Here is a 14737-nt window from a genome sequence, read left to right on the forward strand (position 1 = left end):
TCTCCATCTCCTGCTCGACCATCGGAAACGAGCTTGCGTCACCAGTTTGACAGGTGACGGGCCGTGTGCGAGGGTCATCGCGCCAACAGTCGCGGTGATCCCGTGCCGCCGATGTGAGCGCAGGTTCTCCGGGCACGGGCGGGTCATCGAACACGCACGACGGAGGGTTTCAGATGATCAACAGGCGTACTTTCAGCAAGGCCGTCGGCCTGGGCACCGGCGCGGCCGCCATCTCCCTGTCCGGCCTGCAGAACCAGGCGTCTGCCGCCGCCGCCTCCCACCGGACGAGCGGCGGGCCCACTCCCACCGTGCCCACCATCACCCCGGGCACGCACACCACTTTCCCCACGCTGAAGCAGGTCAAGGCGGGCGTCCTCGACATCGGTTACGCCGAGGCCGGCCCCGCCCACGGCCCGGTGGTCATCCTTCTGCACGGCTGGCCCTACGACATCCACAGCTACGTCGACGTCGCCCCGCTCCTCGCCGACCTGGGCTACCGCGTCATCGTTCCCTACCTGCGCGGCCACGGCAGCACCCGCTTCCTGTCCAGCCGCACTCCCCGCAACGCCGAGCAGTCCGCGATCGCCCTCGACATCATCGCCCTGATGGACGCGCTCAAGATCCACCGGGCGGTCTTCGCCGGCTTCGACTGGGGCTCGCGCACCGCCGACATCATCGCCGCCCTGTGGCCCGAGCGCGTCAAGGCCCTGGTGTCCACCAGCGGTTACGTCATCACCAACGTCAAGGCGCAGCTGGTGCCCGCCGCCCCGGCCGTCGAGCACAACTGGTGGTACCAGTGGTACTTCGCCACCGACCGCGGCAAGCAGGCCATGGAGAACCTCGAGGAGCGCATCGCGCTGTGCCGCTACGTGTGGACCCTCGTCTCCCCGAACTGGAACTTCTCCGACGCCACCTTCGACCGCACCGCCCAGGCCTTCCACAACCCCGACTACGCCGCCATCGTGCTCTACAACTACCGCTGGCGCATCGGCCTCATCGAGGGCGAGCCCCGGTACGACCGCTACGAGAAGCTGCTCGCCGCCCAGCCCCCCATCCACGTGCCCACCATCACCCTGGACCCGGCCCTGGACCCCTTCACCCCGCCCGGCGACGGCGCCGCCTACCGCGACCACTTCACGGGCAGGTACGAGCACCGCACCATCGCGAACATCGGCCACAACCTGCCGCAGGAAGCGCCCACCATCTTCGCCCAGGCAGTTGTCGACGCCGACCGTCTCTGAGCCCGCGCGCGACGCCGGCCACCTCTTAGGCCCACGCCCGACACCGACCCGGCAACCCGCACCCCCACGCCGGTCACTCCCAGGAGGAGTCATAGATGAGCGAAGTCCAGTGGAACCGTCTGACCGCCGCGCAGCTGCGTGCCCTCGCGGCACAGGACGCTGTGGTGCTGCTGCCCGTGGGGGCCACCGAGCAGCACGGCCCTCACCTGCCCACTGGCGTGGACGACTTCCTGGCCGCGGAGGTGTGCCGGAGAGCGGCGCTGCTGGCGTCCGAGCACACCGGTGTGGTGGTGACGCCCTCGATCCCGACGGGGCTGTCGGAGCACCACATGGCATTCGGCGGCACCATCACGCTCACTCTGCCCACCCTGCACGCGCTGCTGCGTGACGTCTGCCGCTCCGTGATCCGGGCGGGCTTCTCCCGCATCCTGATCGTCAACGGGCACGGCGGGAACATGACCGCCCTCAACGCCCTCACGACCGAACTGACCGCCGAGCTGGCGACGCCGATCGCGTTCGCCAGCTACTTCGGCGCAGGACGGGAGGTGGTGCGGGACACCCTGGAGACCCAGGACGGGCTCATGCACGCGTGTGAGGGGGAGACGTCCATGATGATGGCCGCCTACCCCGAGCTGATCCGCAGCGAACACCTGGCCGAGGCGCACGGGCCGCACATCACCCTGCCCGCGGAGTCCACCGAGCCGGTGTACATGGCCGTCTCCTTCGACCGGATCACGAAGTCCGGGGTCGCGGGTGACGCCCGGGTGGCGAGCCCGCGGAAGGGCGAGACGATGCTCTCCGGCTGCGCGAGGGCTCTGGCCGACATCGTCCTGCGGGATCCGTGGGCGCAGTAGAGCACCCCCACACGGACGGAACAACGCGGACGGTGTGGGGCTGCGTAGGTCGGCGCGGCGCGGGTGACGCGCGGGACGCGGCGCGGCGCGGGTAACCGCGCGGCACGGCGCGGCGCGGACGGCGCGACGAACCGGGTACGGGCGGCACTGTCGCGGGGCCGGCCGGTGCACCGGTCACCGCTGCCGAACCACTCTGGCCAGTGACACATGTGCGTCTGGCCACGGGTATGCGGCCGGGCAGGGCGTCGCCCTGCCCGGCCGCTTCGGCATTCAGGACACCCGTGCCCGGCAGCGCCGATTCGAGCAGGACGCAACGTCGTCACCGGCTTGACAGGTGACGCGGAGCATGAAAGATTCATCACCAGTCAGGGCGGTGACGCAACCGGCGAGGCCGGGCCGCCCATTACCGAAACACCGAGAGGGGTCAGTCGTGGTGAGCATCAAGGGTGGACGCAAGCGAGCGATGACGACGGTGGTCTCGACGCTCACGGCGGGTCTCGCGCTCGGCGCGTTCGCCCTGAGCGGCACCGCCGACGGCGCGACCAGGAGCACCGAGGCAGTCACAGCCGGCCGACACGTCAAGCCGACCATCGTCCTGGAACACGGCGCCTTCGCCGACGGCTCCAGCTGGAACGGCGTCATCACCGACCTGCGTGCCGACGGCTACCCCGTCGTCGCCGCCGCCAACCCGCTGCGCGGCCCCGCCTCCGACGCCGCGGCCCTGCGCACGGTCCTCGACCACATCAAGGGCCCCAAGATCGTCGTCGGCCACTCCTACGGCGGCAACGTCATCAGCGAGGCCGCAACCGACGACCCCGAGGTCAAGGCCCTCGTCTACGTGGCCGCCTTCCTCCCGGCCCCCGGGGAGAGCGCCCTGGAACTGACCAACAAGTACCCGGGCTCCACCCTCCCCGACGCCCTCGACCCCGTCACCTACAAGCAGGCCGACGGCACCACCGCCACCGACCTGTACATCCAGCAGGACAAGTTCCGTCACCAGTTCGCCGCCGACGTCCCCACCGGCAAGGCCGCCCTGATGGCCGCCGAACAGCGCCCGATCGCGCAGGCCGCCCTGGAGGAGAAGGCCACCACCGCCGCCTGGAAGACGAAGCCCAGCTGGGACATCATCACCACCCAGGACCTCAACATCCCGGCCGCCGTCCAGCGCTTCATGGCCAAGCGCGCCCACGCCCACACCACCGAGGTGGCCGCCTCCCACTCCGTCGCCGTCTCCCACCCGCACCTCGTCGCGGACGTCATCGAGCGGGCCGCCCGCGCCACCGTCCGCTGACCCCCGCGGCACCGGACCGCCCGAACAGATTCCCGCAGCCCAGTACCGCCAGGAAAGGCGGTGCTGGGCGCGGCTGCACAGTGGGGCGTGACGCGGGGGACGAGACACACCCGGACCTGGTGCGGCGGACAGACCATCCGCGGCGTCATCGAGTTCGACCCACTCCGTGAGAATGGATGACATGGACCCACATTCCGACTCCCGTCGGCTGGGGAACTTTCTCAGGGCCCGTCGGGCGCAGCTGACGCCGCAGGAGTGCGGGCTGCCCGAGACGGACTCCGCCCGCAGGGTCGCCGGGCTGCGCCGCGAGGAGGTCGCCCAGCTCGCCGCGATCAGCGTGGACTACTACACCCGCCTCGAACAGGGCCGCGTCCGGGCCTCCGCCCCCGTGCTCGCCACCCTGGTCCGCGCCCTGCGCCTCGACGACGACCAGCAGAGGTACCTCTACGAACTCGCCGGCCGCAACGACGACCGCCCACGCCGCCGTAGACCCGCCCAACCCGTACGACCGCCCATGCGCCGCCTGCTCGACCAGCTCACCCACACCCCCGCACTCGTCCTCGGCAAACGCCTCGACATCCTGGCCTGGAACCCGGCCGCCGTGGCCCTCTACACCGACTTCGCCGCACTCCCGCCGGCCCGCCGCAACTACATCCACCTGCTGTTCACCGACCCCGCCGTCCGGGCCCTGCACCAGGACTGGAACCACGACGCCCGCGACGCGGTGGCCGCCCTGCGCATGGAGGCCGCCGCCGACCCCGACGACCCCGAACTCGCCCGCCTCGTCGGCGAACTGTCCGTCCAGGACACGGACTTCCGCACCTGGTGGGCCGAACACCGCGTCAACAGCGCGAGCTACGGCACCAAGCACTACCACCACCCCCTGGTCGGCGACCTCACCCTCGACTGCGACACCTGGGCCAGCCCCGATGACTCAGGACAACGCCTGATCGTGCTGACCGCCGAACCCGGCAGCCCCTCCCACGACGCCCTGCGCATCCTCACCTCCTGGACCACAGCGCGGACGGAGCCGAACCCGGCGCGGGGCAGAACTCCCTAGGTGTGCTGTCCCGGGTGAACCCGCGTGCCGTCCCCTCTCGTGCTCGTAGCGGAAGGGTGAGAAGGGGGACACATGCTCGCGTACGACATCCGGGGCAGCGGGCCCGGTCTGGTACTCCTGCACGGCATCGGAAGCACCGCGGCCGAGACCTGGGGAACACTGGTCGACAGCCTCGCGGCCACGCACACCGTCGTGCTTCCCGACCTCCCGGGATCGGGACGCAGCCCCCTGCCAGGTGGTCAGCTGGGGGCGAACGCCGTGGCCGACCAGGTCGTGGCCACAGCGTTGACGGCAGGACTGAGCGACTTCGTGATCGCGGGGACCTCGCTCGGCGCGACCGTGGCCGTCAAGGTCGCCGCCCGCCATCCGGACCGGATCCGTGGACTGTTCACCCTCGCCGGCTTCGCCCGCCCCCGCACCAGGCTGTGGCTCGGTCTGGAGATGTGGGCGGCGTTGCACGCCCGTCACGACGAGCAGCTGAACGCCCTGCTGACCTCGCTGTTCTTCTCCGAGGAGTATCTGGCCCTCCTCACCACGGACAGGGCCCGGCAGCTGACCGCCGCATTCGCCGCGTCCGCTCCCGGCACCGCCCAGCAGATCGCCCTCGCCCTGAGCATCGACGTCCGCGGCGACCTTCCCGCGGTCGCCGCCCCCGCCCTGGTGGTGGCGAGCCCCGGTGACCGGCTGGTGGCCCCGGAGCACTCGCTGGAACTGGTGGAAGGCATACCCGGCGCGCGACTGGCCGCGGTCAAGGGCGGGCACGCGGCGACCATCGAGGAGCCGGGACGGACGCTGGAGATCCTCACCGGCTTCCTCCGTGACATCCGCCGGCACCACCGCGAAGTCTCCCCCACCGCCGCCGTCGTACGGCCGGCCGTCCGCGGCGTACCCCTCGTGCGGACCATCCTGTGTCAGCGCCGCCCGTCCTGAACGCCGGAGCCGGTCACATTTGTGTGAGACGTGTGAGAACCGTCCCGACGACTGAGACATACGTGTTTAGCCGTGGTGTGTATGACAACGTTGCCTTCGACTCGGGTCCCACCCGCGGTCCGTACCAATGTCGCTTCCGACGAGGAGATTTCCCCCATGGCCGAGCTGTTCTACGACGCTGACGCCGACCTGTCCATCATCCAGGGCCGCAAGGTCGCGGTCATCGGCTACGGCAGCCAGGGCCACGCCCACGCGCTGTCGCTGCGTGACTCCGGTGTCGATGTCCGTGTCGGTCTGCACGAGGGCTCGAAGTCCAAGGCCAAGGCCGAGGAGCAGGGTCTGCGCGTGGTGAGCCCGGCCGAGGCCGCCGCCGAGGCCGACGTCATCATGATCCTCGTCCCGGACCCGATCCAGGGCCAGGTGTACGAGGAGCACATCGCCCCCAACCTGAAGGACGGCGACGCACTGTTCTTCGGCCACGGCCTGAACATCCGCTACGGCTTCATCAAGCCCCCGGCCGGCGTCGACGTGTGCATGGTCGCGCCGAAGGGCCCGGGCCACCTGGTGCGCCGTCAGTACGAGGAGGGACGTGGCGTGCCCTGTCTCGTCGCCGTCGAGCAGGACCCCTCAGGTGGTGCCCTGGCGCTGGCGCTGTCGTACGCCAAGGCGATCGGCGGCACCCGCGCCGGCGTCATCAGGACGACGTTCACCGAGGAGACCGAGACGGACCTGTTCGGCGAGCAGGCGGTGCTGTGCGGTGGCACGACCGCGCTGGTGAAGGCCGGTTTCGAGACGCTGACCGAGGCCGGTTACCAGCCGGAGATCGCCTACTTCGAGTGCCTGCACGAGCTGAAGCTGATCGTGGACCTCATGTACGAGGGCGGCCTGGAGAAGATGCGCTGGTCCATCTCGGAGACCGCCGAGTGGGGCGACTACGTCACCGGCCCGCGCATCGTCACCGACGCCACCAAGGCCGAGATGAAGCAGATCCTCGCCGAGATCCAGGACGGCTCCTTCGCCAGGAACTGGATGGACGAGTACCACGGCGGCCTGAAGAGGTACGACGAGTACAAGCAGCAGGACTCCGAGCACCTGCTGGAGACCACCGGCAAGCAGCTGCGCAAGCTCATGAGCTGGGTGAACGAGGAGGCGTAGGCCTCCCCCGCACGCCCCTCCGCCCGTCAGTCGGCCAGACGGTCCAGGAGCACGGTCGCGAGGCGGAGCGCGGCGTGCAGCTCCGTCACCTCGGCGACGGTGGGACGGACGATGTTCGACCACTCACCGCGCAGGCCCGGCCAGACCGCGAGCAGAACCTGGGCCCCCGCGAGGCCCAGCTGGGCCGTGACGTCCGTCCGGTCCTCGCCCGCGGGCGTCCAGGACAGCAGGACGCGGCCCTGCGGGACGCGGGACGGTCCGCTCAGCGGCATCCACGTGGCCATGAGCCTGCCGTCCACCGGCGTCACGATCGCGCCCCGGACGTCGGCCGGCATGGGCTCGCGCGTCAGCGTGGACAGTTCGACGGTTCGACGGGTCTCCGAGCCCCGCACCAGGGTGAGAACGGGGCCGCCCGCGCGGGCGCTCCTCGACCGCCGCCCGGACGACGACGGCCTGACCGGCGAACGATCACAGCAGGGTCGGCCGCACCTGTGGTACCTCGTCATGTGATCTCCCCCTTCGGGCCCGATGTGCGCTTCGTGGCGTTCAGTCTTCCGGAGGCCGAGTGCCGTACACATCCGTCATCTGACTGCCCCGGGACAGGGCGCACGCCGGCCGCGACGGCCGGTGCGACCGGTTCGAGCGCTCTCGGCGCCTGGGTATCGGCCGCCCCGGCCAGGGGGAGTCTCGTCGCCGGCGCCGTCAGAGCCGGTCACCGTCCGCGGGTACGTCCTGTGCCACCCGCTCCAGCAGGCGGGCGCCGGCGGACAGCGCGGGTTCGGCGTCCGGCGACGGGTGTGCGATCACCGCGCACAACTGGGCGAGGAGCCGGGCCAGCCGGCCGCCGCCGGCGTACGCCAGGGCGACGCTGCCCTCCCAGAGGGTCTCGCGCAGACGGGCCGGGGTGAACTGCCCGTCCCCGGCGCAGGCCACGAGCAGGCGGGACGCCAGGGTGCGTTCCAGCGCCCCCGGGGCCCACCTGCCCTCGTCGAGGTCCTCGGCGAGGGCGGCGGTCAGCTCGTCGAGCCGCTCCACCGCCGACGTGTGCCGCAGGACGGCGACAGGAGCGACTGCGTCATGGGACATGGGTATCGATGGCCTTCTGCTCGGTGCGGGTGATGTGTGTCCGTCCCGCTCGCCGGGCGACGCGCCCGCGCGGGTCTGCGCGGCGCGACGGCGGCGGCGGAGTGTAGATTTTCATCAGGATACGTGTCTCGCAGGTGTTCGCGGCACCGGCTCGACGAGTGCCAGGTTCTCCCCGCTCGGAGTGTCGCGAAACCCCAGCCATGTGTGCGGCACGTCATCACGCTGCCCAGCGGGCGTTGCCAGAGCCCGCCCGACGGCATCACCACGGAGAGAGACCGGAGCATCGATGAGAGCGGACGCACGCGACAACCGGCTGCGCATCCTCGAGGCGGCGACGGAGGCGCTCGCCGCCCCGGGCGACACTTCCTTGAAGTCCATCGCGCGCAGAGCGGGGGTGGGCCAGGGGACGCTCTATCGCCACTTCCCGACCCGCGAGTCCCTGATGCTGCAGGTGTACGGAGCGGAGGTGGACGAGCTGGTCGCCGCCGTGCCCGCGCTCCTGACGACCCTGAGCCCGCCGCACGCGCTGCGGGTGTGGCTGGAACGCCTGCTGAGTCTCGGGCGGAGCACACCGGAGTTCGCGGAGGCGATGAGGGGAGCCACCGCCGCGATGACCGAGCAGTGCCGTGAGCCGTACCGGCCTCTGCTCGAGGCCCTGACGGCGCTGGTGCGCGCCAACGAGGCCGCCGGAACCATCCTGCCCGGAACGACGGCCGACGACGTGCTCGTGCTGCTGGGTCCCATGTGGCACGTCGGCCCGCAGGACGAGGACAGCACGCGGGCCGTACGGCTGTTCGGCGTGCTCATACAGGGGCTGTGTCCTTCGTCCGCCGTGCAGGACGCCAGGGACCCCGGCGAGACACGGCACAGGGCGTGAACCTCCCCGGGCGTCGTCTCGCGCACGGCAGGCTGCATCTGCTGCTCACCCTCGACTCGCTGGTCGTCGTGCTCATTTCCGTCAACAGGAAGGCCCGCGGCACACTCGCGTTCGTCGCGGACAACCAGTTCCTGCGCTGGGTCGAGATCGACAACATGGTGCTCGGCCTGTGCACCGTCCTGCTGTACTACCTGGTCGCCGCTCACCTGGTGCGCGACGGGCGGCCGCGGCGAAGCGGGGGCCTGCTCGCCCTCGGTGCCCTGTTCACGGCCGGCGCGTATCTGTACGCCCTGAGCTTCGGCGACCACGAGGTCACCAACTACCTGCACGGGCGGTTCTGTTCCGAGAGCCTGCCCTCGATCTGCCGTGTCGTCGCCTTCAACGACGACGTGTTCTCCGACGCCGTCTTCCTCGCCGGGTTCACGTTGCTGAACACCACGGTCATGCTGGCCCAGTTCCTCTTCCCGACCGATCGTGCGCCGCGTCCCTGGGACAACGTCCTGATCACCGTGAACGCGCTGTTCATCGGCGCGGGCATCACCGCCAACCTGGCCTTCGAGAAGGCCGGGTTCGATCCGTTCGTGGTCGGCGTGACAGCGGTGTTCGCGCTGGTCCTGCTGTGGCTCTCGCCCCGGCAGCCGGTCCTTCGCTACTACGGCATCGCGTACAGCGTCGGGCTGCTGGCCACGGTTGTGATCAAGACCGTGTGACCGCCGGCCGCCGGGTGGGCCGCAAAGGTGCCCGACGCCGTCCACCACGCGGTCAGTACAGTTCCTCGGCCGGGAAGAGGGTGAGCAGCCGCACGGTCTCCACGTACAGCCACACCAGGGTCAGGGTGAGCCCGAAGGCGGCCGGCCAGGACTGGTCATGGGACGTGCCGTACGTGATGCCGTCCTCGACCTTCCGGAAGTGCAGGGGCAGGAAGGACATCCCGAGGGCGACGCCCACGACTCCCATGACGATGCCGAGGCCGAGGGGACGCAGGCCCAGGCCGTCCGCACCCATGAGGGGGAAGAGGATCCAGTCCGCCAGGCCGAGGAGGCCCAGTCCGAGCAGCGCGGCGCCGGCGACACCGTAGGACCGGCGGTTCACCCGCATCCAGTGCAGTGCGCGGGCGAGGAGGGCTGCGGCGGAGGCCGCCATCGTCCCGAGCACCATCTGCACGAGGACACCCTGTGACAGGTGGCTGGAGGCGGTCATCGAGAACTCGCCGAGGAAGACGCCCTGGAACGCCGCGAACGTCAGGGTCAGGGACGCGGACGGCAGGTTCCTGCGGCGCTGGATCACCACCAGCGCCGCGGCGAGCAGTCCGGCGCCGGCGGCGACGCCGTACGACGTGGCCGTACCGAGCGCGGCGAGCGGCAGCAGGGTCCACGACAGCACGGCCGTGAGGGCCGTGACCGCCAGCGCCGCCGCCGCACGGGGCAGGACGCCGTCCATCGTCATCAGGTCGCCGACGAGGACGGGCAGCGGAGCGGCCTCGTCGGCGTGAGCCTGATCCCAGTCGTTGCCCGCCCCGATCCGGTCCCGTGCGAGGGCGATCCCGGCCCGCGGGTCCCTGACCGCCGTCTTCTGTCCGCCCCGCCGTTCGAACTGCGGCCGGGAGAGTATCGGATTGCTGCTCGTCAGCGAAAGCTGTTGCTCGACCGGTGTCACGCCAGGTCCTCTTCTCCGTGTCGGACGTACCGCTCCCGCGGTCGTGTGTGATCCCGGGGTGCCGACGGGCTCGCCGGAGTGTCGGCCGGCTTCAGCCTGTCGCAGGGGACAAACCGTGCGCATCAGTCACTTGACGGTGGAAAGGGAGGGTTGCCCGGCCCGCGACCGGCAGTCACGGCATCTCGAATCCCAGCGTGTGCGCGGCCGCCTCGGGGGTGGGCTGCGACCAGTACCGCGCGACGGCCTCGTTGGTGGACAGCGACCGCGACTCGGCCACGTCCAGGTAGAGCGTGCCGCCCAGGTGGTCGGTCTCGTGCTGCACGATGCGCGCCGGCCAGCCGGTGAACACCTCGTCGATCGCGTGACCGCGCTCGTCCTGCCCGCGCAGCCGCACCCGGGCGTGGCGGGCGACCACCGCCTGCCAGCCCGGCACGCTCAGGCACCCCTCGAAGAACGCGGCCCTGGCCTCGCCCTCGGGCTCGTAGGAGGGGTTGACCAGCACCCGGAAGGGCAGGGGGGTGCGTCCCCGCACCTCGAACACCTCCTGCGGCCCGCGTGCCCGGTCCTCCACCACCGCGATGCTCAGCGGGATCCCCACCTGCGGCGCGGCCAGTCCCACGCCCGGGGCCGCGTGCATCGTCTCGCGCAGCGCGGCCACGAAACGCTCGAGCAGCGCGTCGTCGAGCTGGCCGTCGTACGGCTCGGCGACGCCGCGCAGTACGGGATCACCGGCGGCGACGATGGGCAACGGGCCGCCGGCCGCCAGCAGTTCCTCGACGCGCTCGGGCAGTGACATGTGTGTGGTGGTAGCAGTCATGGGATCAGCTTGCCAGTCACTCCGGGGCAGGTGTGAACCACATGTGTCTCAAATCAGTCTGCCAGCGCGTAGAAGCGCATCGGGGAGTTCGGCTCGAAACCGATCCTCGGGTACACCGGTGCCCCGGCGACGGTCGCGTGCAGGGTGGCCCGGGTCAGCCCGGTGGCGCGCGCACCCTCGTACAGTGCCTTGCGGGTCACCGCCTCGCCGTACCCCCGGCGTTGCCGGTCCGGTTCCGTGGCGACGAGCACCACGAACAGGCGGCCCTGCGCCTCGACGGTCGCGGCGCACGCGACCGGGACGCCGTCCCGCAGCGCCAGGTAGGCGTACACCTCCCGCTTCCACAGGGTGGAGCCCGCCAGCCCGTCGCGGCCGTCCTCCAGATCGAAGCCGTAGGCACGCGAGTTGATGTCCGCGTAGGCCCGCAGCTGTTCGTCGGTGGTCACCCGCTGGAAGGTGAGGTCCGGGTGGTGGGGCTCGGGGATGGGCAGCAGGTCGCCGGCCATGCCGGTGCCGGGGAAGGCGTGGGCCAGGCCGGCGCGTTGCGCCGCCTCCTCCAGCGCCGCGCGCGCGTCGTCCGCGAGCAGGTCCTCGAAGAGCCACAGGAAGCCCGGCCGCTGTTTCGACCGCATGATGTCCGCCGCCTGGCCCAGGCGCTTGTCCAGGAGTGCCGCGTCCGCCCCGACCTCGTTCAGGGTGATCGCGTTCCAGAAGGCGAACCGGCAGTCGGCCCAGCGGACGGCGAGACCCGGCAGGTCCCGTACATCCGCTTCCGCGTCCCGGTCGAGCACCATGGCGCGCCAGACCGTGGAGAGCTGTTCCACCGATTCGACCGCAGCCGCGAGATCCCTCACCGCAACCCCCTCACCTCGTCGTGTGTGCGTACGTCCTACCCCGTCCCCATGGTTCTCACCGGACAGTCCCGGGCTTCCGTTCGGTCCCGCCCCCACCGCGTCACCGGACGGAAGCCCGGCGCCGTCCCCCCCGCCCCGACCGGCGGCGGGGACCTGCCGTCCTCCACACGGATGCGGGGCCGCCGCCGGTTCACTCCACGAGGCAAACCCGAATCAAAGACATCTGAAAACCTACATCGGGGATACTCACATGTATGAACTGAGAAGGGTGATCAATGCGTATTGATACTGCGATAGGAGGAGAGAACCATGACAGTGGCAGATGAGAGCAACGCCCGGCAGTCCGTGGCGGTGATCGGCGCGGGAGCGGTCGGTGGCGTGTTCGCGGCGGCGCTGCACCGGGCCGGACACGATGTGGCGCTGTGTGTGCGGACCCCGTTCGACGAGCTGGTGCTGGAGACCCCGGACGGCGAGGAACACATGTCCGTGCGGGTGGTCACCGACCCCGAGGAGGTGAAACCGGTGGACTGGGTCCTGCTCGCGGTGAAGTCGTTCGACACCACCGGCACGGCCCGCTGGCTCGCCTCTCTGTGTGACCAGGACACCACCGTCGTGGTCCTCCAGAACGGCGTCGACCAGACCGGGGCCGTACACGCTCTGGTCCCGCAGTCGACCGTGCTGCCGTCGCTGGTGTACATCCAGGCCGAGCGGCAGGCTCCGGGGCGCATCCGGCACGGTTACGGCAACGGTCTCGACGTCCCGGCCGGGCCCGGGACCGAACGGCTGATCCGGCTGTTCCGGGGCAGCGGGATGGAGATCCGGCCGCGGCAGGACCTGCTGACGGCCGCGTGGCGCAAGCTGATGCTCAACGCCGCGGTGAACCCGCTCACAGCGCTCACCCTGCGCCGCATGGAAGTGCTGGGGGACAGCATGATCCTCGAACTGGCCGAGGGCCTGATGCGCGAGACGCAGGCGGTGGCCGAGGCGGTCGGGGCCCACCTCACCGAGGCCGACGTGCGAGAGACGCTGGCGTTCATGAGCGAGTTCAGCGAGGGAAACGGTACGTCGATGCTGTACGACCGGCTCGCGGGCAACGCGCTGGAATGGGAGGCGCTCAACGGGGCGGTGGTCCGGCATGCGGAGGCCCACGGGATCGACGTGCCGCTGAACCGGGCCGTGACGGCGCTGCTGCGTGCGCTCGCCCCGCTGGACGCGGTGACCGGGCCCGGGGATTCCAGGGACACGCACCTCGCCGCCTGAGCGCACGCACCTGGCCGCCTGAGCGCACGCACCTGGCGGCCTGAGCACACGCGGCCGGGTGAACACCCCCCGTCACCGGCCTCCGGTTCGCTCACCGGAGCGCTCGGCGACGGGCGCGCGTCTTTCGGGCCCGCCGGATCAGGCGGGTGTGATGTTGTGGTTGAACCGGAAGACGTTGGCCGGGTCGTAGCGCTTCTTCACCGCGGCGAGCCGGTCGAACCGTTCCGCACCGTACACCGCGCGCATCCCGTCGGTGTCGGTCGCCTCGTCCGGTGACAGGAAGTTCACCATGTTCCGCTGCGCCGCCCAGGGCGCGAGCCCGTCCACCACCCGCGCCAAATCGGCCCGCAGCGTGTCCGCCTGGTCCGGGGCGCCCACCGCGAACGCGAAGACGACGTACGGGAGACCGCGGCTCGACACCGCGTTGGGCACCGCCGGTTCACGGTCGAACGCCCCGCCGAGCGCCCGGATCTCGACGTTCGCGAGGGTGCATCCCGACTGCGGGCCCGTCAGTTCCACGAAGGCCTGCGCCGTCTTCTCGGAGAACTCCTCCAGGCAGACGCTGCGATCGAAGTACGGCATGGGGTCCACGGGGTCCATGTGGATCTCCCCGATCGCGGTGAAGGGCTTCTCCTCCACCAGGTCGAGCAGCGCCGGCGCGCACGCCCGCAGCGGAGCGATCAGTTCGGCGCCGTCGGCCGCCGACCCGAGGTAGCCGAGGCGCAGGTGCACCACGAAGGCGCCGCGCAACGGCTCGGGCAGCACCGGGACATCGGGCAGCCGCTGGACACCTATGGAGGAGGTCATGTCCTCCCCGACGCCCGGCAGCCAGGCCTGCCAGGCCTCCAGCACCTGGGCCAGGTGCTCACCCGCGAAGTAGATGCCGCCGCCGTAGAAGCGCGAGACCGGGAACGCCTGGAACTCCATCTCGGTCACCACGCCGAAGTTGCCCTTGCCGCCGAGCACCGCCCAGAACAGCTCGGGTTCGCTCTGCGGGGTCACCCGGCGCAGTTCTCCGTCCGCCGTGACCATGGTCAGCGACCGCACATGGTCGGCGGCGTACCCCAGCGACCGTCCCAGCAGCGGGCTCTGGCCGCCGCCCAGCGTGTAGCCGACGACGCCGACGTCCGGGGCCGAGCCCACGATCGGGGCCAGGCCGAACTTGGCGGTGTGCGGCAGAACGTCACTCCACCGCACACCCGCCTCGACCCGCACGGTCTGCGCCTGCGCGTCGACGAAGACGCCCTGCATCCGCTGCGTCGTGATCAGCAGCCCGCCCTCGGCCGGCGAGACCATCTGATGGGCCGAGGTCTTCACCGCGACCGGCAGCCCGTGCCGCGCGGCGAACCGGACCGCCGTACGGACGTCCTGCTCGTCGGTGGCGCCGACCACCACAGCCGGGCGAAGGCCGCAGAACAGGTTGAACGTGGCGCACTCCGCGTCGTACCCGTCCGCTCCCGGCTCCAGCACCGGACCTTGGACGGAGCGCCGCAGAGCCGCCATGTCCTCGGGCCGAAGGTCCACACTCGTCACACCGGACTTTTCCGCACTCACCTGATCACAACCTCACTCGCACATGCGGCACGTCCCCGCGACGCCGCGTCCTTCGTGCGACACGCACAGGACGGGCAGCAGGCAGCGGGCAACGGACCCTGT

The 14737-nt window shown here is 70.8% G+C and carries 15 protein-coding genes; 9 read left to right on the plus strand and 6 right to left on the minus strand.

The window, feature by feature from the left end; all coding sequences use genetic code 11:
* The first annotated feature begins 173 nt into the window (after positions 1 to 173).
* From ACGFRF_RS24770 to ilvC, 6 genes are all read left to right on the plus strand, one after another.
* Entirely contained in the window at positions 174 to 1241 is a 1068-nt protein-coding gene (locus ACGFRF_RS24770) for an alpha/beta fold hydrolase (RefSeq protein ID WP_393743341.1), read from the plus strand.
* A gap of 95 nt (positions 1242 to 1336) precedes the next feature.
* Positions 1337 to 2095: a creatininase family protein gene (locus tag ACGFRF_RS24775; protein ID WP_393743343.1), complete on the plus strand. Its 759-nt coding sequence runs from the start codon at positions 1337 to 1339 to the stop codon at positions 2093 to 2095.
* Between the two features lie 430 nt (positions 2096 to 2525).
* Positions 2526 to 3386 carry an alpha/beta fold hydrolase gene (locus ACGFRF_RS24780; protein WP_393743345.1) on the plus strand — a complete coding sequence of 287 codons (861 nt, stop codon included), beginning with the start codon at positions 2526 to 2528 and terminating at the stop codon, positions 3384 to 3386.
* A gap of 181 nt (positions 3387 to 3567) precedes the next feature.
* Entirely contained in the window at positions 3568 to 4446 is an 879-nt protein-coding gene (locus ACGFRF_RS24785; RefSeq protein WP_393743347.1) for a helix-turn-helix domain-containing protein, read from the plus strand.
* 72 nt (positions 4447 to 4518) lie between these two features.
* A complete protein-coding gene (locus ACGFRF_RS24790; protein WP_393743349.1) occupies positions 4519 to 5376 on the plus strand; it encodes an alpha/beta fold hydrolase in 858 nt (285 codons plus the stop codon).
* A gap of 156 nt (positions 5377 to 5532) precedes the next feature.
* A complete protein-coding gene (gene ilvC / locus ACGFRF_RS24795; protein ID WP_393743351.1) occupies positions 5533 to 6531 on the plus strand; it encodes a ketol-acid reductoisomerase in 999 nt (332 codons plus the stop codon).
* A gap of 26 nt (positions 6532 to 6557) precedes the next feature.
* On the opposite strand, the gene ACGFRF_RS24800 is transcribed toward ilvC, so the two are convergent.
* Both ACGFRF_RS24800 and ACGFRF_RS24805 read right to left on the minus strand, forming a co-directional pair.
* On the minus strand, positions 6558 to 6866 hold the full coding sequence (locus ACGFRF_RS24800) for a hypothetical protein (protein WP_393743353.1): 309 nt from the start codon (positions 6864 to 6866) through the stop codon (positions 6558 to 6560).
* A gap of 367 nt (positions 6867 to 7233) precedes the next feature.
* A complete protein-coding gene (locus tag ACGFRF_RS24805; RefSeq protein WP_393743354.1) occupies positions 7234 to 7617 on the minus strand; it encodes a hypothetical protein in 384 nt (127 codons plus the stop codon).
* Between the two features lie 286 nt (positions 7618 to 7903).
* Between ACGFRF_RS24805 and ACGFRF_RS24810 the strand changes: the two genes are divergently transcribed.
* Together ACGFRF_RS24810 and ACGFRF_RS24815 are read left to right on the plus strand one after the other, a co-directional pair.
* Positions 7904 to 8494 carry a TetR/AcrR family transcriptional regulator gene (locus tag ACGFRF_RS24810; protein WP_393743356.1) on the plus strand — a complete coding sequence of 197 codons (591 nt, stop codon included), beginning with the start codon at positions 7904 to 7906 and terminating at the stop codon, positions 8492 to 8494.
* Positions 8491 to 9204, plus strand: a complete 714-nt coding sequence (locus ACGFRF_RS24815) for a hypothetical protein (protein WP_393743357.1) — start codon at positions 8491 to 8493, stop codon at positions 9202 to 9204. The genes ACGFRF_RS24810 and ACGFRF_RS24815 overlap by 4 nt, the downstream gene beginning before the upstream one ends.
* A 52-nt stretch (positions 9205 to 9256) precedes the next feature.
* On the opposite strand, the gene ACGFRF_RS24820 is transcribed toward ACGFRF_RS24815, so the two are convergent.
* The 3 genes from ACGFRF_RS24820 to ACGFRF_RS24830 form a co-directional block, all read right to left on the minus strand.
* Entirely contained in the window at positions 9257 to 10150 is an 894-nt protein-coding gene (locus ACGFRF_RS24820) for a Bax inhibitor-1/YccA family protein (protein WP_393743359.1), read from the minus strand.
* 172 nt (positions 10151 to 10322) lie between these two features.
* Positions 10323 to 10967, minus strand: coding sequence for a peptide deformylase (locus ACGFRF_RS24825; protein ID WP_393743361.1), 645 nt, complete (start codon positions 10965 to 10967; stop codon positions 10323 to 10325).
* 53 nt (positions 10968 to 11020) lie between these two features.
* Positions 11021 to 11821 (minus strand): GNAT family N-acetyltransferase, encoded by an 801-nt coding sequence (locus ACGFRF_RS24830; protein ID WP_393743363.1) that lies wholly within the window; start codon positions 11819 to 11821, stop codon positions 11021 to 11023.
* 309 nt (positions 11822 to 12130) lie between these two features.
* Between ACGFRF_RS24830 and ACGFRF_RS24835 the strand changes: the two genes are divergently transcribed.
* Positions 12131 to 13081: a 2-dehydropantoate 2-reductase gene (locus ACGFRF_RS24835; protein WP_393743365.1), complete on the plus strand. Its 951-nt coding sequence runs from the start codon at positions 12131 to 12133 to the stop codon at positions 13079 to 13081.
* Between the two features lie 138 nt (positions 13082 to 13219).
* Here the strand turns inward: ACGFRF_RS24835 and ACGFRF_RS24840 are convergent, their stop codons facing one another.
* On the minus strand, positions 13220 to 14614 hold the full coding sequence (locus ACGFRF_RS24840; protein ID WP_393743367.1) for an FAD-binding protein: 1395 nt from the start codon (positions 14612 to 14614) through the stop codon (positions 13220 to 13222).
* Positions 14615 to 14737: the final 123 nt, after the last annotated feature.

This window comes from Streptomyces sp. NPDC048521, from assembly GCF_043199855.1.
Classification (GTDB): Bacteria; Actinomycetota; Actinomycetes; order Streptomycetales; family Streptomycetaceae; genus Streptomyces.

What these genes read in the sequence shown, in the direction of transcription:
- ACGFRF_RS24805 (WP_393743354.1), bottom strand. Translation starts at nt 7,617, where the DNA reads ATGTCCCATGACGCAGTCGCTCCTGTCGCCGTCCTGCGGCACACGTCG.
- ilvC (WP_393743351.1), top strand. Translation starts at nt 5,533, where the DNA reads ATGGCCGAGCTGTTCTACGACGCTGACGCCGACCTGTCCATCATCCAG.
- ACGFRF_RS24785 (WP_393743347.1), top strand. Translation starts at nt 3,568, where the DNA reads ATGGACCCACATTCCGACTCCCGTCGGCTGGGGAACTTTCTCAGGGCC.
- ACGFRF_RS24770 (WP_393743341.1), top strand. Translation starts at nt 174, where the DNA reads ATGATCAACAGGCGTACTTTCAGCAAGGCCGTCGGCCTGGGCACCGGC.
- ACGFRF_RS24790 (WP_393743349.1), top strand. Translation starts at nt 4,519, where the DNA reads ATGCTCGCGTACGACATCCGGGGCAGCGGGCCCGGTCTGGTACTCCTG.
- ACGFRF_RS24835 (WP_393743365.1), top strand. Translation starts at nt 12,131, where the DNA reads ATGACAGTGGCAGATGAGAGCAACGCCCGGCAGTCCGTGGCGGTGATC.
- ACGFRF_RS24775 (WP_393743343.1), top strand. Translation starts at nt 1,337, where the DNA reads ATGAGCGAAGTCCAGTGGAACCGTCTGACCGCCGCGCAGCTGCGTGCC.
- ACGFRF_RS24800 (WP_393743353.1), bottom strand. Translation starts at nt 6,866, where the DNA reads ATGCCGGCCGACGTCCGGGGCGCGATCGTGACGCCGGTGGACGGCAGG.
- ACGFRF_RS24810 (WP_393743356.1), top strand. Translation starts at nt 7,904, where the DNA reads ATGAGAGCGGACGCACGCGACAACCGGCTGCGCATCCTCGAGGCGGCG.
- ACGFRF_RS24825 (WP_393743361.1), bottom strand. Translation starts at nt 10,967, where the DNA reads ATGACTGCTACCACCACACACATGTCACTGCCCGAGCGCGTCGAGGAA.